This window comes from Synechococcus sp. CB0101 (assembly GCF_000179235.2).
GTDB lineage: Bacteria > Cyanobacteriota > Cyanobacteriia > PCC-6307 > Cyanobiaceae > Vulcanococcus.
Genome location: NZ_CP039373.1, coordinates 2720536 through 2738228 on the forward strand (window position 1 = coordinate 2720536; position 17693 = coordinate 2738228).

Below are 17693 nucleotides of genomic sequence, written 5' to 3' on the forward strand. Positions count from 1 at the left end.
CCCTCTCCAAATCCTTAAGAGAATCCTAAGCCTGCTGCAGGTTGATGTTCAAGAGCCACGGCTCCTGTTCGGCTTGATCCCAGTGCTGAAAAGGGCGTCGGGCCAAGGCGGCATTGCTGAACGCACCGATTCCGGTGATCTCACAGCAGCACCAAGGCGGGATGGTCACCGCCGCCTCTTCGCTGCTGAGCTCCACCTCCGCGATCACCAGCGGGATGTTCTCCGCGCTGAACACATCCAGCACCCACTCCCCGCCGGGGAGATCGAGGCCAAAGCGCTCCTTCAGCACCCGTGCCTCACTGAGCTCCAGCAGGGCCTCCGCATCGGGAGCGGGAATGCCGTATTCGAATTCATAGCGGGCGATGCCCGCAGCGGGAACTTTCAGGGTGAGCCAGGCCGCCCCCTGGCCATCGCTGCGCACCCGCAGGGTGAGGCCGTCGGCGGAACCGGCGAGATAGCCCTGCATCAGATGGCGGCTCCACTGCACATGCTCCCGCCACTGCTCGCCGGCCACCAGAAAGCGCCGCTCAATCTCCAGGGCCATGGCTCAGCTCAGTTGGGGGAGGGTTCGGCAGCGGTGAGGCTGCCGGCCCAATGGAGTTTGCGGCTCAAGGTGCGGTAGTAAGAGGGGTTCTGCTCCAGCAGCACCATCAGCGCATGGTGGGGCGAGCGACGCACATCGCAGCGATCACCGGGCTCGAGCACCGTGGCATGGGCGCCATCGTTCCAAAGGCGCACACGACGGCTCGCCTCCCCCAGGGGCCATACCGCCAGCTGCGCCCGCGGCGGGACCACCACCGGCCGGCTGGACAGGCTCATCGGGCAGATCGGGTTCACCACAATCGCCTCTACCCCGGGATGCAGGATCGGGCCGCCGGCCGCCATCGAATAGCCCGTAGACCCCGTGGCCGTGGAGATGATCAGGCCATCGCCGCGGTATTGATCCACCACCTCACCATCGATCTCGAGCTCCAACACACAGGTGGGCGACACCTCATCGAGGCCCGGCCGGAAATAGAAATCGTTGAGGGCGCCATACACCGCATCGCTGCGGTCGGTGCGGGCCTCCAGCATCATCCGCCGCTCAAGGGCAAAGCGATCGTCGCGCAGGCGATCCCACAGATCACGCTCCCCATCGGGGCCCAGCCCCTGGCTGAGGAGCTTGCGCTCGTGGGTGAGAAAGCCGAAGTGCCCGCCCACGTTGAAGCAGAGGATCGGAATGCCCAGAGGCGCCAGGTGGCGCGCCGCCCCCAGCACCGTGCCGTCGCCGCCGAGCACCACCGCCAGATCCGGCGGACCTCCCTCATCGGCCAAGAGGCCCGGGAACGGATTGGCCGTGGCCCCACTCATCGCCACCGCCACCTTCACCCCCTGCTCGCGCAGGGTTTCAGCGCTGCGCCGAGCTTGCCGCAGAGCCGCCTGACTGGCGGCCCGGTGAATCAACCAGACGGTGTCAAGGCGCATGGCAGCTGAGCAGTGCCCCCAGCCTGGCTACCAACGCAGCAGGTTGAAACGCTCCATGTCGACCGTCTCACGGTTGCGGTAGAGCGACAGCAGGATCGCCAGGCCAACCGCAGCTTCAGCAGCGGCCACGGTGATCACAAAAATGGTGAACACCTGGCCGCGGATCAGCTGACCATCGAGGTAGCTGGAGAACGCCATCAGGTTGATATTCACGGCGTTGAGCATCAGCTCAATGCTCATCAACACACGCACGGCGTTGCGGCTGTTGATCAGACCCCAAACGCCGGTGCAGAAGAGGATGGCCGCCAGGGCCAGATAGGCCTGCAGGGGCACGGTGGTGGGCAGCTCGAGGTTCATCAGTTGGTTTTCTCCAGCAGCAGAGGGGTGCGGGACTTCTCAATCAGACCCTGATCGGCGGGCTCACCGGTGCTGATGTCGGCGCTGAGCACATCACGGCGAGCCAGCACGATGGCACCGATCATCGCCATCAGCAGCAGCACCGAGGCCAGCTCGAACGGCAGCAGGTAGTCGCTGAACAGGTGCTCACCGATGCGGATCGTGGCTTCTTCACCAACGGGCTCCGGACCAGGGGTTGCCCAGGGAGTGGTGAAAGCCACCCGCAGCAGCAGCGCGAACAAGCCCGCGCACACGGCACCGGACAGAAGCCGGCGCACGGCCAAACCGGGGATCGCCGCCAGGTCTTCCTTCTTGTTCACGAGCATGATCGCGAACAGGATCAGCACGTTCACAGCGCCCACGTACACGAGCACCTGAGCGGCCGCCACAAAGCTGGCGTTGAGCAACAGGTAGAGGCCTGCCACCGACAGGAACACGCCGCCCAGCAGGAAGGCCGAATACACAATGTTGGGCAGCAGCACCACGCCTAGGGCGCCGATGGCCACCACAGCCGAGAGCACCGTAAAGCAGATCAGCTGAGTGGAGGAGGCGATGGTCATCAGGCGTTCTCCTCACTCGAAGCGGCAGGGGCAGTCTGCACCTGAGAGGGCAGCTGACCGGAGCGGGGGCGGCTGGGATCCACACCATGGGGATCCATCTCACCCTTGGGCAGATAGGCCAGCTCCCGCAGGGGGATCACCGCCGGATCACTGGTCACGCTGGTGGGCAGACGACCCAGGGCGACGTTGTCGTAGTTGAGACTGTGGCGATCGAAGGCGGCCAGCTCGTACTCCTCGGTCATCGAGAGGCAGTTGGTGGGGCAGTACTCCACGCAATTGCCGCAGAAGATGCAAACCCCGAAATCGATCGAGTAGTTGCGCAGCTCCTTCTTCTTGGTGGCTTTGTTCATCACCCAATCCACCACCGGCAGGTTGATCGGGCAGACACGCACACACACCTCACAGGCGATGCACTTGTCGAATTCGTAGTGGATCCGGCCCCTGTAGCGCTCTGAAGGGATCAGCTTCTCGTAGGGGTACTGCACCGTGATCGGCCGCCGGCGCAGATGGTCGAACGTGACCGACAGGCCCTGGGTCAGGTAGTTGGCCGCACCCACCGCATCGCGGGTGTAGTCACCGACTTTCTTGAGAAACCCGAACATGAACAGGCGAGCAGGGGCGGAAACGCCGGCACCATGATGGCCCGGCCAGGCGGTGGGAGGGTGATCAGCCGCCGAAGAAGGCGGGGAACGCCAGCTTGAGGCCCGCGGTGACCAGCAGGTTCACCAGGGCGATCGGCAGCAGGAACTTCCAGCCCAGATCAAGCAGCTGATCGATGCGCACCCGAGGCACGGTCCAGCGCAGCAGGATCGCGAAGAACACCAGCAGGTAGGCCTTCAGCACGGTCATCACAATGCCGGTGGTGGCCGTGATCACCTGCACCAGCGGCGCATCAATCGGCTGACCGGTGAGGTTCACGATCCACTCCACCGGCAGGGGGAAGCCCCAGCCACCCAGGTAGAGCACCGACACCAGCAGCGCCGAGAGCACCAGGTTGATGTAGCTGCCCAGATAGAAGAGGGCGAACTTCATGCCGGAGTACTCGGTCTGGTAGCCCGCGACCAACTCCTCTTCAGCCTCGGGGAGGTCGAACGGCAGGCGTTCGCACTCCGCCAGAGCGCAGATCCAGAAGATGGCGAAGCCCACGGGCTGGCGCCAGATGTTCCAGCTGAGGATGCCGGCACCGGTCTGCTGATCGACGATGTCGACGGTGCTGAGCGAGTTGCTCATCATCACGACCGCCAGCACCGCCAGTGCCAGGGGGATCTCATAGGAGATCGACTGCGCAGCGGCCCGCAGGCCACCCAGCAGCGAATACTTGTTGTTGGAGGCATAACCCGCCATCAGCAGGCCGATCGGCTGAATGCTGCTGAGGGAAATCCAGAGGAAGATCCCCACGCCCACATTGCTGATCAGCAGGTTCTGGCCAAATGGAACCACCAGCCAGCTCAGGATCACCGGCACCAGCACCAGCACCGGGCCCAGGGTGAACAGCAGGCCGTCGGCCCGGGCCGGAATGATGTCTTCCTTGAACAGCAATTTCAGGCCGTCAGCCAGGGGCTGAAGGATGCCCAGGGCACCGGCGTATTCAGGGCCGATGCGCTGCTGCACAGCAGCGGAGATCTTGCGCTCCAGCCACACATTCACGAGCACGCCCACCACGGCCGCCACCAGCACCAGCAGCATCGGCAGGGGCAGCCAGAGCAGGTGGGCTGCTCCCGGCGATAAGCCCAGACCCTGCAACAGGTCGGTGAAGCTGGCCTCCAGGTCGAGGCCGGCGCTCACGACGGCGGGATTGGCAAACACCATGGGTGGCCTGTGGATGGGGGCAACTTAAGCGGCCGCAGCCGCACTCGGGTCAGCGGGCTTCCAGCGGTGCCCAGGCACGCCCGGCCGAACCGGTGTAGATCTGCGTGGGGCGGTAGATGCGGTTAGCACCGAGCTGCTCCTTCCAGTGGGCCAGCCAGCCGGCGGTGCGAGCGATGGCAAAGATCGGCGTGAACAGATCCACCGGGATCCCGAGCTTCCGATACACCAGGCCGGAATAGAAATCCACGTTGGGATAGATGCCCTTGGGGCCGAGGCGCTCCGCAGCCACCTCCTCGAGCTTGCGAGCCAGGTCGTAGAGGGGGTCGTGGCCGAACTGATCAAACAGTTGCTCCGCCAGCTTCTGCAGGATCACGGCCCGGGGATCCTTCACCTTGTATTCCCGGTGGCCGAAGCCCATGATCTTTCGCTTCTCCGCAATCGCCTGATCGAGCCAGGGCGCCACCTGATCGGCGCTGCCAATGCTGTCGAGCATCTCGAGCACATCCTCATTGGCGCCGCCATGGAGCGGACCGGCCAGGGTGCCCACCGCTGAGGCCACCACCGCATAGGGATCGGTGAGGGTGCTGGCGGTCACCCGCGCACTGAAGGTGCTGGCGTTGAGGCTGTGCTCGGCATGCAGGATCAGGCAGGCATCAAAGATCCGCGCCGCCAGCGGGTCGGGCTCCCGCTCGGTGAGCATGTAGAGGAAGTTGGCCGCGTAGGGCAGGTCGTCGCGGGGCTGGATCGGATCCTGGCCTTTGCGAATCAGCTGAAAGGCCGCCACCATCGTGGGGATCTTGGCGATCAGCCGCACCACCGCCGAGACGATGTACTCGGGGTTGTCGAGGGCTCGCCGCGAATAGAAGAGCCCGAGGGAGGCTGCACTGCTCTGCAGCGCGTCCATCGGGTGCCCCTGGGAGGGGAAGCACTTCATCATGTCGCGGATGCGGAAGCTCACCCGCCGGTGCATCTGCACCTCGTGCTCAAACTCCCGCAGCTGTGACGCGGTGGGCAGTTCCCCCCAGATCAGTAGGTAGGTGGTTTCCAGGAAGGTGCTGTGCTGCGCCAGCTCCTCCACGCTGTAGCCGCGGTAGGTAAGCCGCCCCCGCTGGCCATCGATGTCGCACACCGACGATTGGGTGGCCGGCACGCCCTCAAGGCCGGGGCGGTACTCAGGGGTGGCTGGCTTCAACCCTGCCTCTGCAGGTGCTGTACTCACCATGGCGGCATCAACCCAATCCGTTTCGGCAACCTAAGGCCGCTGGGCGACACGCTTCGGTGCCATCAGCCACCGGATGGGGGCATCTGGCGCCGGCCCAGCAACACCCGAGGCGGCAGCAGCAGCTCCAGCCGCGCACTGCCCAGCAGGCCAGCCTGGGGCGGCTTGGGCCATTGCAACAGCACCACACCGGCCTTCTTCAGCTGCAGGGCCTCGGGGGCCAGGGCCATGGGCACACCAATCAACAGCGCTGCCAAGGTGCTGAGGTCGGGCTCATGGCCCACGAGCGCCAGGCGCCGCCAGGCCGGCCGGGGCGACACTGCGCCCAGCCAGCGCTCCAGCAGAGGCAGCGGATCAGCCAGGGGGGCCAGGGCTGCGGCCAGCTCCAACTCAGGAGCCAAGCCGGCCTGCACAGCCAACTCAGCCGTTTGGCGGGCCCGCACCAGAGGGCTGCTCAGCACCAGATCACAACCGAGATCGAGATCCACCAATTGGCGCAGCTGGGCGATGGTGCGCTCACGACCTTCCGGGGTCAGGGCGCGTTGGGCGTCGTCGGCCCCTTCGACCCGCTCCTCAGCGATGCCATGGCGCAGTAGCAGCAGCTCCCGTTTACGCGGTGCCATTGCTCAACCCTTGAACTGCAGCAGGCCGCGCAGCCGCAAGGCCCGAGCGGAAGGCCCATCGCCCTCGAGGCTGAGGGCAGCCCCATCCACCAACGGCGTGAGCTCACTGCTGGAGAGGGCGCTCACCAGCCGCCAGGGCTGCCAGACAGCCAGCAGTTGCTGTGCCGTGGGGCCATCCATGGCCCACTGCACGGGTGCCTTCGGGGTGCCAAGGCTCTCCAGCTGCTCGAGGCGTTCCGCCGGGGCATGGCGACCTTCATCCTGCTGATTCAGCACGCTGAGGCCTTGACCCCACCAAGCCCAACCGCCCTGGAGGGAGCGAGCGCCCGCCAGCTGAGCCTGCAGCTGGTCGGGATTGCCCTTCACCGGCTTCGACTGGAGTTTGGTCCAGGCCTGCAGCGTGAGGCCATGGCTTTGCAGCGGCGAGTTGCTGTAGCCCTCGCTCGCCAGGGCCGCATCCAACACCTCAAGCGGCGGTTGCTGCGCCTGGGTCCCCAACAGCCAGCCATCGCCGGACTGGGCCCAGAGCAAAGGTCCATGATCTTCAGCCGCTACCAATGCCGGCAGAGACGCAGGCAGGCGCTCGAGGGCACCGCGCAGCACCGGACCCAGCAGCTGGGCCCAAGGATCGGGATCGCTGGTCTCCAGCAGGCGGGCCGGTTCGCTCAGCAGGGCCAGGCTGGTGGCTGGCAGCTGCAATTGCTGCGGCAGAGCGATCGGCACAGCCGGCAGAGCCGCCAAAGGCTCACGCAACTGGGTGAGGGCATCCAGCTGGAGACCTCGGCTGGCGGGGCTGAGGGCGGCCACCAGCTCCACAGCAGCCCCAGGCTCATCTCCCAATTGGCCGGGTAGCCCCAGCCACTGCTCCATCGCCTGCGGCCGGGCGGTGAGCAAGGCCACGCCATGACCCAGGCGTGCCACGGCCTGCTGGAGCGGCGCACTAGCAGCCTGATTCAGTTCATCAATCTGCGACACATCCAGGGCCTGCTCCAGCACGCCGCGGCCGGAGGCGATCAGCACCAGTTCGTCGTTGATCAGGGCCGTGGCCAGAGGCTGCGGGTCCTGGCCCAGCAGGGCGCCGCGGCCACTGATCAAGCCCATGCCGCGGTAGCTGCTGATCTGCAGGTCGGTGCCGGCCAGGCTGCGGCTCTGCCAGAACCGCTGCAGGAAGCGGCGGGCGCCCTCGCCATCGCGGCTGCGCAGGGCCAGCACCCAACCGGGCTGCTCCGATGCCCCCGGCGGGGTGAGGAGGGCAAAGCTGCTTTCGCGCCCCAGCCAGGGGGCCAGCTCCGTGGCGTAATCCAGGCCAGCGGCGGCGAAGGCCCCATCACGCAAACGATCCGCCGCAGCTGCCGCCTGGCGCCGCTGCCGCGGTGCCGCCACCGCCCTGGCATAGGCGGCTGGCTGATCAGGTGTGAGCAACCAGTGCAGGCTGAGCGGTGCCGTGCGGGGCACAAACCGAGCTGCCAGCGGCAATTCCAGCCGTTGGGACTGCAACCCAAGGGGACTGCGCTGCCACAGCAACCACCAGCCCGTTGCCCCCAGACTCAGCAACGCGATGGCTGCCGCCAACACTGCCGCCAGGAAGGGGCGGGCCTTCATCGGTTGCTTGCAGGACTGGCCTCATCTTTATGCATGGCGGCTGTGTTTGGCACCCCAACAGGCCCTAGCTTCTGGCGATGAGCACCCCCACCCCGATTCGCGCCCAGGAGCTGCAGCAACGCCTGGAGGCCGGCGAGAACCTCCAGTTGGTGGATGTGCGCGAACCCATGGAGCTGGAGCTGGCCAAGCTGCAACAGCCGGTGATTCACCTGCCCCTCAGCAGCTCCGAGCAGTGGATCGGATCCCTCCACGAGCACCTCGACCCTGAGCGCGATGTGGTGGTGCTGTGCCATGCCGGCGTGCGCAGCTGGCAATTCGGCTGCTGGCTGATGGAAGCGCAGGGATTCCCCAAGGTGTGGAACCTGCAGGGCGGCATCGACGCCTGGAGCGTGGAGGTGGATTCGAGCGTGCCCCGCTACTGAATGCCCTGCTGAGCCAACAGCGCCCCTACGATCCCGGCACCCACGACACAGACGCCGCTCCCGTGCAGCCATTGCCCCGCCGGCAAGAGCAAGTGCTGCAGGCCACCGTGCGTCACTACGTGGACACCACCGAACCGGTGGGCAGCAAAACGCTGGTGCAACGCTTCGGGTTGGAGGCCAGCCCCGCCACCATCCGCTCCGCCATGGGAGCCCTGGAGCAGCGCGGTCTGCTCACCCAGCCCCACACCTCCGCCGGGCGAGTGCCCAGCCCCCTGGGCTACCGCCACTACGTGGATTGCCTGCTGCCCGCTCCCGGTGCCGCCGCCATCCAGTTGCAGCGGGAGCTGATGGGGCTGAGCCTGCAGTGGGCTGCCTTCGACGACCTCCTGCTCCATCTGGCCCGCCGCCTGGCCGATCTCACGGGGCTCCTGAGCCTGATCACCCGGCCACAGCGACCCAGCCCCGCCCTGCAGGCCCTGCGCCTGGTGCCCAGCGGCGATCGCCTGCTGGTGTTTCTGGTGGATGGCGGGGCCTCGGCCACCAGCCTCAACCTGCGGCTGCCCCACGGCAGCACCCACACCCTGCCGGCCCTGGAGCGCTGGGTGAGCGAACAGCTGGCCGAGGGTCCGATCAACTGGCAGAGCCTGCCTCCCCAACTGCAGAGCTGCGGCGACCTGTTGCGCCAGGGGCTACTCAGCCATCAGCAGGCTGACACCAGCCAACAGGCCAGTGCAGTGTCCCTGGGACTGGGCGGATTGCTCGGGCAACCGGAATTCCAACGCAGTGCCTCCCTCAGGCCCCTGCTCCAGCTCGTGGAAAGTGAACCGCAGCGGGTGCTGGAACCCGCTCGTGCCACGCCACTGGGTGGCGTGTGGATCGGCGCCGAGCACCCGGATACGGCCCTGCACGCCTGCGCTGTGGTGCAGGCCAGCTATGCCGCAGCCGGTGGTTCTGCTGGGCAAGTGGCCCTAATCGGGCCGATGCGGATGGCTTATGCCACAGCACGGGCAGCCGTGCAGGCCGTGGCCAGCACCCTGGAGCGGCTGCTCAGCTAAACGCAATCAATCGCCGAGGGCGCTACCGAGACGGTCGGCCACGGTGTTCACGTCCTTGTCGCCGCGGCCGGAGAGGTTGATCACCACCTCGGTGCCTGGCGCGAGGGTGGGGCAGAGCTTGTCGAGCCAGGCAAAGGCGTGAGCCGTTTCCAAGGCAGGAATGATGCCCTCCAGCTGGCACAGCAGCTGCAGCGCATCGAGGGCCTCGGCATCGGTCACCGCGCCGTATTCCGCACGGCCGATCGTTTTGAGATAGCTGTGTTCCGGGCCCACGCCGGGGTAGTCGAGACCGGCACTGATCGAGTGGGCTTCCTTCACCTGACCTTCGCCGTCCTGCAGGAGCAGGCTCATGGCGCCGTGCAGCACACCCACGCGGCCCTCAGTGATCGTGGCGGCATGGCGTCCGGTGGCGACGCCATCACCGGCTGCTTCCACGCCCACCAGGCGCACATTGGTGTCCTCCACAAACGGATGGAACAGACCCATGGCGTTGGAGCCCCCGCCCACGCAGGCCAACAGCACGTCGGGATTGCGGCCAAAGGCTTCGTGACACTGACGCTTGGTTTCCTCGCCGATCACGGCGTGGAAATCGCGCACCAGCATCGGGAAGGGGTGGGGCCCAGCCACCGATCCGAGGATGTAGTGGGTGGTTTCCACGTTGGTCACCCAGTCGCGGATCGCTTCACTGGTGGCGTCCTTGAGGGTGGCGGTGCCGGCGGTCACGGGCTGCACCGTGGCGCCCAACAGACGCATGCGGAACACGTTGAGGGCCTGGCGGCGCATGTCTTCAGCGCCCATGTACACGACGCACTCCAGGCCGAAACGGGCACACACGGTGGCGGTGGCCACGCCGTGCTGCCCCGCGCCGGTCTCCGCAATGATCCGCTTCTTGCCCATGCGCAGGGCCAGCAGCGCCTGCCCAAGCGCGTTGTTGATCTTGTGGGCACCGGTGTGATTGAGGTCTTCGCGCTTCAGCCAGATGCGCGGGCCACCGTCGGCACGGCGGTAGTGCTCGGTGAGCCGCTCAGCTTCATAGAGCGGATTCGGCCGCCCCACGTAGTTGCGGAGCAGGTGGTTGAGCCGATCGGTGAAAGCGGGGTCCTTCCAGGCTTCGGCCGCCGCCTGCTCCAGTTCCGCCAGGGCAGGGATCAGGGTTTCGGGCACGTATTGCCCGCCGAACTGGCCATAGCGGCCGAGGCTGTTGGGCCGAGCAGCAAGCTCCAGGGCCGCGGGATCAACCTGGGGGATGCTGCTGGTCACCGACGCCTGCGCGGAATCACTGCAGCGTAGGAACTGGCGGCGGCGGCAGCGCCGGCCAGCCGGCTGGCTCATCAATGCGGATGCGACCCGCCTCGCGGCGACAGGGCTCCGCCGGGCCACCCCACACCCCCGAGAGACTGGCCTTCACCCGCGTTTCAGAAGGCCTGCACTCCGCCGCGGCCGGCTGACCCTGAAACCCCAAGCGCACCATTTCCAGCTGCAGGGGCGGAAGGTCCATGGGAGAGGCGGGATCGCTTTGAGCGGTGCGCTGAACTGGGTGTAGCGAACGGCAGCGCAATGGCCAAGGGCGGCTGGCAGGAATTCAGCAGACCGGAGAGCTTGCAGCGCGGTGCCGCAGCGTCGGAGCCCACCCCAAAAACGCAGCAGCGGGTGCGGGTGCAGCGCACCAAATCTGGCAAGGGCGGAAAGATGGTGACCGCCATCACCGGGCTCGAAGCAGCGGAGAGCGAGCTCAAGGCCCTGCTCAAGCAGCTCAAGGCGGCCGCAGGCACCGGCGGCACCGTGAAGGATGGCGTGATCGAACTCCAAGGCGATCAGGTGGCTCCGGCCCTGGCGGCTCTGGAGAAGGCTGGTTATCGCCCGAAGCAAGCCGGGGGCTGAGGTGCTGATGAGGCGCTGGGATTGCGGTGCGATCGGCCTGCTGCTGAGCGTGCTGATGGGCGGCCTGCCGGCCGTGGGCGAGCTGCTGCCGGCCGAATGCCAGGCAGCCCTGGCGACGGCCGAACGGCAGCGCCTGGATCTGCAACGCCGCACAGCGGATCTTGCAGTGCTGATGCTGGGCGAAATCCACACCAGCGTTGACGACCACGCCTGGCAGCTGGGCACCCTGGAGAGCCTGAGCGCCCAGCGAAGGCTGACGCTGGCACTCGAGATGATCCCCGCGGCGCGCCAGCCGATCCTCGATCGCTTCAACCGCGGCGAGCTGGATGAGGCCGCCCTGCTGCAGGAGGTGGACTGGCCAGCCGTGTGGGGGCACGACCCTGAGCTGTACCTGCCGCTGCTGCGCTGGGCCCGGCTGCGGGGCGTTCCCCTGCTGGCGATCAATGCGGAGCCGGAATTGGTGCGGCGGGTGCGGCGGCAGGATCTGGCGACCATCCCTAAGACCGAGCGCGACGGCATCGGCACACCCGCACCACCAAGAGCTGCCTATCGCCAGCGCCTGGAGGCCAGCTGGCGGGGGCACCGCAGCCTGGCGGCTGCTTCCGAGAGCAAGGACGATCTGCAGCTGTTTATCGACAGCCAGCTGCTGCGCGATCGCGCCATGGCGGAGCGGCTGGCGGCCGCCCACCGCGAGAACCCCGATCGCCTGGCGGTGGCCCTGATCGGGGTGGGGCATCTGGAAGGGGGTGATGGGGTACCCCAGCAATTACGCGACTTGGGGATCAACGCGCAGCTCAGCCTGCGTCGCCCGGCCTTGCCGGCGGGCTGCACACCGGCACCACGGGGGGCACGGCTCGGGGCCTACCTGGAAAGCGACGCGAACGGCGTGTGGGTGCGCCAGGTGGCACCGGGATCGGCCGCCGCAGCCGCTGGCCTGGAACCCGGCGATCGGATCCTGAAACTGAACGGCCAGCCGGTGCAGCGAGCCGGCCAGGTGATCCGCGGCGTGCGGCTGCAGCCCGACGGCCGGCCGCTGCAGCTCACGATCGAGCGGGCTGGACGGCAACGGCAGCTGGAGCTGCAGCTACCTCCCTCCAGCGACCCCCGCCTCGCGGCCAGGGATAATGGCGCCAACGCCTGACGCACCATGACCGCAACCACCACCTACGGCGAGCTCACCAACCAGGGGGCTTCCACCAACATCGCCTGGCACCACGCCTCGGTGGATCGGGCGGCACGGGCTGAGCAGCGCGGCCACCGCAGCGCCATCCTCTGGTTCACAGGCCTGAGCGGTTCGGGCAAGAGCACCCTGGCCAACGCCGTGAACCAGGCGCTATTCGAGCGCGGCCTGGCCTGCTACGTGCTCGATGGCGACAACATTCGCCATGGTCTCTGCAAAGACCTCGGCTTCTCCGACGCCGACCGCGAGGAGAACATCCGCCGCATCGGTGAAGTGAGCAAGCTGTTCCTCGATGCCGGCGTGGTGGTGCTCACCGCGTTTGTGTCGCCCTTCAAGGCCGACCGCGATCGCGCCCGCGCCCTGGTGCAGGCCGGCGACTTCGTGGAAATCCACTGCGCCGCTGATCTGAGCGTCTGCGAGCAGCGCGACACCAAAGGCCTCTACGCCAAGGCCCGCGCCGGGGAGATCAAGGAATTCACCGGGATCTCAAGCCCCTATGAAGCCCCAGAAGCCCCAGAACTCAAGGTGGATACCGGCAGCCAGAGCCTCGAGCAGAGCGTGGAGCAGGTGCTGGCCTACTTGAGCGCCCAGGGCGTTATTCCCCAGAAGGGCTGAGCGGCTCGGGCTGCTGCGGCCGCCAGGCATCGAAGAAGGTTTTGATGCAGCTCGCCACGGGCACCGCCAGCAGCAGCCCCAGGAGATCGCCGAAGCCCATCAAGCTGCCGATGCGCGCACCCACCGGCAGCGACACCAGCAGCCAAGCGGGCTGCAGGCCCACGATGCTGCCCATCAGGCGCGGCTGGATCACTTGATCCACCACCTGGCCCACGCTGATGGCCGCGGCCAGCACCTCCAGGCCGGTGCGGGGGTTATCGAGCGCCAACAGCACGCTCACCAGCACGATCGTGAGGGCACTGGCGTAGGGCACCAGGGTGGTGAAGCCGATAGCAACAGCGAACAGCACGCCGTAGGGGATCCCCAACAGCGTGAACACCACGATCTGCAGCACGCTCAGGATCAACGCCAGCAGCACCTGGCCGGCGAAATACCCGCGAAAGGTGCGGTTCAAGGTGGTGGTGACCAGCTCGCGCACGCTCTCCGGCAGCCAGCGGGCCAGGCCGGCCACGATCCGCTCGCCGCCCAGCAGTAGAAACACCGCCAGCACCACCACGATCACGGTGTTCACGGTGATGCCCACCGTGGCCCCAAGAATCCCAAGCACCCGCTGGCTGAGCTGGCTGGCCAACTGACTGGCGCGGGCAAACAGGGTGCTGCTGAGGTCGGTGAAATCGGTGGGCAGTCCGCGTCCCGACGCCCATTCCTCCAAACGATCGAGCCAGATTTCGCCTTCCGCCAACCACGACGGAAGGGCATTGATCAGCTCACCGAGCTGCTCCACCAACCGCGGCACCAGCCACAGCGCCGACAACACCAACAAGCCGAGGCCCAGACCCACCACCAGCAACACCGCCAGCCAGCGAGGTAGGCCACGATCCGCCAGCCAGCGGGTGGGCAGATCCAACAGAAAAGCGATCAAAGCTGCCGCCACAAACAGCGCCGGGAAAGGCGCCAAAGGCAGCAGCAACTGACGCAACACCCAGAGATTGAGGGTGAGCAGGGGCAGAGCCAGGCTGAGGCGCAACCAGAGCGGCAGCACCAGGCGCTCGAGCATGGATCGGGAAGCTCAGGCCTTCAGCTTGGCGGCGCCGGCAGCGGCCTGCCACCAGAAGGCCAGCCAGGTGGCGATCCCCAGGAACTTGGCTCCTTCCTCGAACAACTGCAGCGTGGTGTACGGCACAGGAATCACTTCCTGCAGCTGATCGATCACCACCGACGCACCGAGCAACACCACCGCCAGCAAAAACGATCCACCCCCCAGGGCCCGCACCTGCGGACGAAACCGGAAGAGGATGAGGAGCGCGAAGATTGCGTACAGACTGTACAGAAATGTGCTGCCGATGTAGCGGTCATGCAGCAGGAACATGTCGTCGATGCAGAGCAGCAGCGAAAACAGGCCACCGCTGACCAGCAACTGCCGCACACGCCCGCGGATCGCCAGCACGCCGGATAAGCCCGCGAACAGAGCGATGGCGGCGGCTGAGATCCAGAGCAGGTAGCCGATGTTGGAGAGCAGGCCCACCCCCAGAGCGGTGTCGCAGGTCTGCGCCAGATCGCGGATCACCAGCTGCGTGCGGATCCCTGCTGCAGCGCTCAACCAGAGCGCCAGCACATACACGAGCAAGGCCGGCAAAAGCGCGATCAGACCCACCCGTACCAAGGGTCGTTGGGGCATCACAACAGGGGCTCCCGGCGTCGTGAGGACGTTAAGCCGGGGTTAAGTCACTGGCCCGTCAGCCCATCTGATTGAGATAAGCGGCGCTGCCGAGCTCCAGCAAGCGGGCATCCTTCGCCACCACCTGATCGTGGAGCTCCTGCCGGTAGGCCGCCACCCGCTCCGCCAGAGCAGCATCCGCTGTGGCCAGGATCTGGGCCGCCAGCAGCCCGGCATTGGCGCCGTTGCCGATGGCCACCGTGGCCACGGGAATACCCGCTGGCATCTGCACGATCGAATGCAGCGAATCCACGCCGGAGAGTGCGCGCGTCTGCACCGGCACTCCAATCACCGGAAGCGTGGTGAGCGAGGCCACCATGCCCGGCAGGTGCGCGGCGCCGCCTGCTCCGGCGATGATCACTTTGAAACCGCGGCCGGCGGCGGCCTCAGCGAAGGCCACCATCTCCAAGGGCGTGCGGTGGGCTGACAGCACCCGCACCTCCGCTGCCACCCCGAAGCGCTCGAGCATGGCCACTGCCGGCTGCATGGTGGGCAGGTCGGAGTCGCTGCCCATCACCACGGCCACCAGGGGGGCTGACTGTTCAGACATCGGGGAGGTCCAGCGAGGATGGCATTGTCCCGCTCCGCATCCCAATGCGCTGGCTCAGCTGTGTGCGCCTGCCGACTGAGCCTGGCCAGTGGCGGATCGGCCTGGATCGCCAGGGCGTGATCCAACAGGTGCAGCCCTTGCCTGCCAGCAGCGCCGCCCGCGGCGAGAGCTGGCGTGGCGACTGGCTGAGCCCAATGGGCATCGACCTGCAAATCAACGGCGGCCTGGGACTGGCCTTTCCGGAACTCACACCCGGCGATCTGCCGCGGCTGCTCGAGCTCCTGGAGCGGCTCTGGCGCGATGGGGTGGAAGCGATCGCGCCCACGCTGGTGACCTGCGGCATCCCCGAGCTGCGCCAAGCCCTGGCGGTGCTGCGCGAAGCCAGGGCAGCGCATCAGCCGGGCCGTTGCCGCTTGCTGGGGGCGCATCTGGAGGGGCCCTTCCTGGCGGAGGCCCGGCGCGGTGCCCATCCCCGCCAGCACCTGGCGGCTCCCAGCCTGGAAGCTCTCAACGCACGGATCGCCGGCCATGAACAGGAGATCGCCCTGGTCACGCTGGCACCAGAACTTGCCGGCGCCGGCGAGGTGATTGGGGCCCTCCAGGAGCTGGGCATCCTCGTGAGCCTCGGCCACAGCGAGGCCACGGAAGCCCAGGCCGCCGAAGCCTTCCATCAGGGAGTGGGGATGATCACCCACGCCTTTAACGCCATGCCGGGCCTGCACCACCGCGCCCCGGGGCCGATCGCCGCGGCCGCCCTGCGGGGAGACGTGGCCCTGGGCCTGATCGCCGATGGGGTGCACGTGGCGCCCTCGATGGCGGTCTTGCTGCAGCGGCTGCTGCCCGAGCAGGTGCTGCTGGTGAGCGATGCCCTGGCCCCCTACGGCCTGGCCGATGGGGTGCACCGCTGGGATGAGCGGGCCCTGATCGTGGAGAACGGCAGCTGCCGTCTGGAGGACGGCACCCTCGCCGGGGTAACCCTGCCTCTGCTGGAAGCGGTGCGGCGCCTGGCCAGCTGGAGCGGCGATGCCGAGCAAGCCATCGCTGCGGCCACCGTGCTGCCCCGGCGCCTCCTGGGCGGCACAGGGCCATTGCCGCAGCAGCTGATCGGCCGTCCCCTGGCGGAGCTGCTGCGCTGGAGCGGCGACGCCGGAGATCTGCGCTGGAGCCGGGCGGCCTGAATAGGATCCGCGCCATCGCACCGTTCGCCGCAGGCCCGCTCCAATGCCCACCGAGCAGCTTCTCAACACCACTGAGGCCCAGAAGGCCGCCGAGAAGCAGGAGGTGAAGGGCTACTTCGAAACGACTGGTTTCGATCGCTGGAACCGCATCTACAGCGAGTCGGACGACGTGAACAAGGTGCAGCGCAACATCCGTATCGGCCACCAGAAAACGGTGGACAACGTGCTGGCCTGGCTCAAGGAGCAGGGCAACCTGGCGGGCCGCAGCTTCTGTGATGCCGGCTGCGGCGTGGGCAGCCTCACCCTGCCGCTGGCTGAGCTGGGAGCCGGCTCCATCGCCGCTTCGGACCTCTCGGAAGCGATGGTGAAGGAAGCCGAGCGGCGCGCCAACGAAGCGGGCGTGCAAAAGGGGCAGATCAGCTTCCTGGCCTCCGACCTCGAAAGCCTGAGCGGCCGCTACAACACCGTGGTGTGCCTGGATGTGTTCATCCACTACCCGCAGGAGCCGGCCGAGGAGATGGTGCGCCACCTGGCCTCCATGGCCGAGCAGCACCTGATCGTGAGCTTTGCCCCGTACACGCCGCTGCTGGCCCTGCTCAAAGGCATTGGCCAACTGTTCCCCGGACCCAGCAAAACCACTCGCGCCTACACCCTCAAAGAAGCCGGCATCGTGAAAGCCGCTGAGGAAGCGGGCTTCGTGCTGAAGCAGCGCAGCCTCAACCAAGCCCCCTTCTATTTCTCCCGCCTGCTGGCCTTCGAGAAGGCCTGAGCTCATGGAGCTTCAAGCAACGGTGCTGGCCGCCGGTGCTGTGATCGCACTGGCGGCCGCGCTTTGAGTTAGAAGCGCTGGAACAGCTTGAGCTGAACGACCGGGGGATTGCCTGGCTCCACGACAGCACTCCCGATCTGCCCGGTGTAAGCCCCTCCCTGACCGATTACAGAAGCTTCATGCTGTTTCGGGAACAAATCGCCTAGCCCCAGCGCCACCGGACCAGTGCGATTCATTTCCGCCATTTCCTCAGCCTTGATGGTCACAAAACCCATAGAGCGCAGCTGCAAATTGCCATCAGGCAGCACAAACGTGCCCTGAAAATTCGTCAGGAATTTCGACACGCCGGCATCAACCGATTGCTCCTGCACAATTTCCTCAACCCCAAAGAATTGGCCGGTTGCCTCATCACAGGCCTTAGGCCCCGTAGCCGTCGAAACATTGACCGTGTAAGTCCAGCTGTCACCCACCGTGGGCCGGCCGTCATCACTGGCACTGTCATCGAACGAGGCCCGCTGAACCTTGCAGAGCGTGAGGGTCATGGCTGTGGGCTGGTCTTGCTCCAGACCACTCCGCAAGCCCTGCGACGTGGAACAGGCCGTGACGGTGAACAACGAGCAAGCCACCAGCGGGGCAAGACAACGGCGCATGGG

At 66.8% G+C, this 17693-nt stretch carries 22 protein-coding genes; 7 read left to right on the top strand and 15 right to left on the bottom strand.

Annotated features, from left to right (window positions below):
• Nucleotides 1-25 precede the first annotated feature (25 nt).
• The 9 genes from CB0101_RS14765 to CB0101_RS14805 all read right to left on the bottom strand — a co-directional run bounded on the left by CB0101_RS14765 (nucleotide 26) and on the right by CB0101_RS14805 (nucleotide 7673).
• Entirely contained in the window at nucleotides 26-544 is a 519-nt protein-coding gene (locus tag CB0101_RS14765; protein ID WP_010305100.1) for a CYTH domain-containing protein, read from the bottom strand.
• A gap of 8 nt (nucleotides 545-552) precedes the next feature.
• The gene (locus tag CB0101_RS14770; protein ID WP_010305102.1) at nucleotides 553-1464 is read right to left on the bottom strand and encodes an NAD(+) kinase; all 912 of its coding nucleotides are present in this window, start codon (nucleotides 1462-1464) and stop codon (nucleotides 553-555) included.
• 27 nt (nucleotides 1465-1491) lie between these two features.
• Nucleotides 1492-1821: an NADH-quinone oxidoreductase subunit NuoK gene (gene nuoK, locus CB0101_RS14775; RefSeq protein ID WP_010305104.1), complete on the bottom strand. Its 330-nt coding sequence runs from the start codon at nucleotides 1819-1821 to the stop codon at nucleotides 1492-1494.
• Nucleotides 1821-2420, bottom strand: a complete 600-nt coding sequence (locus CB0101_RS14780; protein WP_010305106.1) for an NADH-quinone oxidoreductase subunit J — start codon at nucleotides 2418-2420, stop codon at nucleotides 1821-1823. The genes nuoK and CB0101_RS14780 overlap by 1 nt, the downstream gene beginning before the upstream one ends.
• Complete coding sequence (gene ndhI, locus CB0101_RS14785) at nucleotides 2420-3022, bottom strand: NAD(P)H-quinone oxidoreductase subunit I (protein ID WP_010305110.1); 603 nt, start codon at nucleotides 3020-3022, stop codon at nucleotides 2420-2422. The genes CB0101_RS14780 and ndhI overlap by 1 nt, the downstream gene beginning before the upstream one ends.
• Nucleotides 3023-3086: 64 nt before the next feature.
• Nucleotides 3087-4205 carry an NADH-quinone oxidoreductase subunit NuoH gene (gene nuoH, locus CB0101_RS14790; RefSeq protein ID WP_010305115.1) on the bottom strand — a complete coding sequence of 373 codons (1119 nt, stop codon included), beginning with the start codon at nucleotides 4203-4205 and terminating at the stop codon, nucleotides 3087-3089.
• A gap of 73 nt (nucleotides 4206-4278) precedes the next feature.
• On the bottom strand, nucleotides 4279-5451 hold the full coding sequence (locus CB0101_RS14795; RefSeq protein WP_050778737.1) for a citrate synthase: 1173 nt from the start codon (nucleotides 5449-5451) through the stop codon (nucleotides 4279-4281).
• 62 nt (nucleotides 5452-5513) lie between these two features.
• Complete coding sequence (sixA, locus tag CB0101_RS14800) at nucleotides 5514-6071, bottom strand: phosphohistidine phosphatase SixA (RefSeq protein ID WP_010305123.1); 558 nt, start codon at nucleotides 6069-6071, stop codon at nucleotides 5514-5516.
• 3 nt (nucleotides 6072-6074) lie between these two features.
• On the bottom strand, nucleotides 6075-7673 hold the full coding sequence (locus tag CB0101_RS14805; RefSeq protein ID WP_010305126.1) for a DUF3352 domain-containing protein: 1599 nt from the start codon (nucleotides 7671-7673) through the stop codon (nucleotides 6075-6077).
• A 77-nt stretch (nucleotides 7674-7750) separates the two neighbouring features.
• On the opposite strand from CB0101_RS14805, the gene CB0101_RS14810 reads away from it, so the two are divergent.
• On the top strand, nucleotides 7751-8095 hold the full coding sequence (locus CB0101_RS14810; protein ID WP_010305129.1) for a rhodanese-like domain-containing protein: 345 nt from the start codon (nucleotides 7751-7753) through the stop codon (nucleotides 8093-8095).
• A 5-nt stretch (nucleotides 8096-8100) separates the two neighbouring features.
• Nucleotides 8101-9150, top strand: a complete 1050-nt coding sequence (locus CB0101_RS14815) for an HrcA family transcriptional regulator (RefSeq protein WP_050778742.1) — start codon at nucleotides 8101-8103, stop codon at nucleotides 9148-9150.
• A 6-nt stretch (nucleotides 9151-9156) separates the two neighbouring features.
• Here the strand turns inward: CB0101_RS14815 and trpB are convergent, their stop codons facing one another.
• Both trpB and CB0101_RS14825 read right to left on the bottom strand, forming a co-directional pair.
• The gene (trpB, locus tag CB0101_RS14820; RefSeq protein ID WP_010305139.1) at nucleotides 9157-10410 is read right to left on the bottom strand and encodes a tryptophan synthase subunit beta; all 1254 of its coding nucleotides are present in this window, start codon (nucleotides 10408-10410) and stop codon (nucleotides 9157-9159) included.
• A 16-nt stretch (nucleotides 10411-10426) separates the two neighbouring features.
• Nucleotides 10427-10648, bottom strand: a complete 222-nt coding sequence (locus tag CB0101_RS14825; RefSeq protein WP_136644191.1) for a hypothetical protein — start codon at nucleotides 10646-10648, stop codon at nucleotides 10427-10429.
• 59 nt (nucleotides 10649-10707) lie between these two features.
• On the opposite strand from CB0101_RS14825, the gene CB0101_RS14830 reads away from it, so the two are divergent.
• From CB0101_RS14830 to cysC, 3 genes are read left to right on the top strand one after another with little or no spacing between them, the layout of a single operon-like run.
• On the top strand, nucleotides 10708-11031 hold the full coding sequence (locus tag CB0101_RS14830; RefSeq protein ID WP_010305142.1) for a translation initiation factor: 324 nt from the start codon (nucleotides 10708-10710) through the stop codon (nucleotides 11029-11031).
• Nucleotides 11032-11038: 7 nt separating this feature from the next.
• Nucleotides 11039-12172: a ChaN family lipoprotein gene (locus CB0101_RS14835; protein ID WP_010305146.1), complete on the top strand. Its 1134-nt coding sequence runs from the start codon at nucleotides 11039-11041 to the stop codon at nucleotides 12170-12172.
• 6 nt (nucleotides 12173-12178) lie between these two features.
• The gene (gene cysC / locus CB0101_RS14840; protein ID WP_010305150.1) at nucleotides 12179-12826 is read left to right on the top strand and encodes an adenylyl-sulfate kinase; all 648 of its coding nucleotides are present in this window, start codon (nucleotides 12179-12181) and stop codon (nucleotides 12824-12826) included.
• On the opposite strand, the gene CB0101_RS14845 is transcribed toward cysC, so the two are convergent.
• Genes CB0101_RS14845 through purE form a run of 3 tightly spaced genes read right to left on the bottom strand, consistent with a single transcriptional unit; the run spans nucleotide 12807 to nucleotide 15093 of the window.
• Nucleotides 12807-13883 carry an AI-2E family transporter gene (locus CB0101_RS14845; RefSeq protein WP_010305152.1) on the bottom strand — a complete coding sequence of 359 codons (1077 nt, stop codon included), beginning with the start codon at nucleotides 13881-13883 and terminating at the stop codon, nucleotides 12807-12809. The two genes, cysC and CB0101_RS14845, sit on opposite strands and share 20 nt — an antisense overlap.
• Before the next feature lie 12 nt (nucleotides 13884-13895).
• The gene (locus CB0101_RS14850) at nucleotides 13896-14504 is read right to left on the bottom strand and encodes a hypothetical protein (RefSeq protein ID WP_029552796.1); all 609 of its coding nucleotides are present in this window, start codon (nucleotides 14502-14504) and stop codon (nucleotides 13896-13898) included.
• Nucleotides 14505-14562: 58 nt separating this feature from the next.
• Nucleotides 14563-15093 (bottom strand): 5-(carboxyamino)imidazole ribonucleotide mutase, encoded by a 531-nt coding sequence (purE, locus tag CB0101_RS14855; protein WP_010305158.1) that lies wholly within the window; start codon nucleotides 15091-15093, stop codon nucleotides 14563-14565.
• Between the two features lie 44 nt (nucleotides 15094-15137).
• Between purE and CB0101_RS14860 the strand changes: the two genes are divergently transcribed.
• Nucleotides 15138-16271 carry an N-acetylglucosamine-6-phosphate deacetylase gene (locus tag CB0101_RS14860; protein ID WP_010305161.1) on the top strand — a complete coding sequence of 378 codons (1134 nt, stop codon included), beginning with the start codon at nucleotides 15138-15140 and terminating at the stop codon, nucleotides 16269-16271.
• Between the two features lie 43 nt (nucleotides 16272-16314).
• Nucleotides 16315-17040, top strand: coding sequence for a magnesium protoporphyrin IX methyltransferase (bchM, locus tag CB0101_RS14865; RefSeq protein ID WP_010305164.1), 726 nt, complete (start codon nucleotides 16315-16317; stop codon nucleotides 17038-17040).
• A 68-nt stretch (nucleotides 17041-17108) separates the two neighbouring features.
• Here the strand turns inward: bchM and CB0101_RS14870 are convergent, their stop codons facing one another.
• Nucleotides 17109-17582, bottom strand: a complete 474-nt coding sequence (locus CB0101_RS14870) for a dockerin (RefSeq protein ID WP_136644192.1) — start codon at nucleotides 17580-17582, stop codon at nucleotides 17109-17111.
• Between the last annotated feature and the right edge of the window lie 111 nt (nucleotides 17583-17693).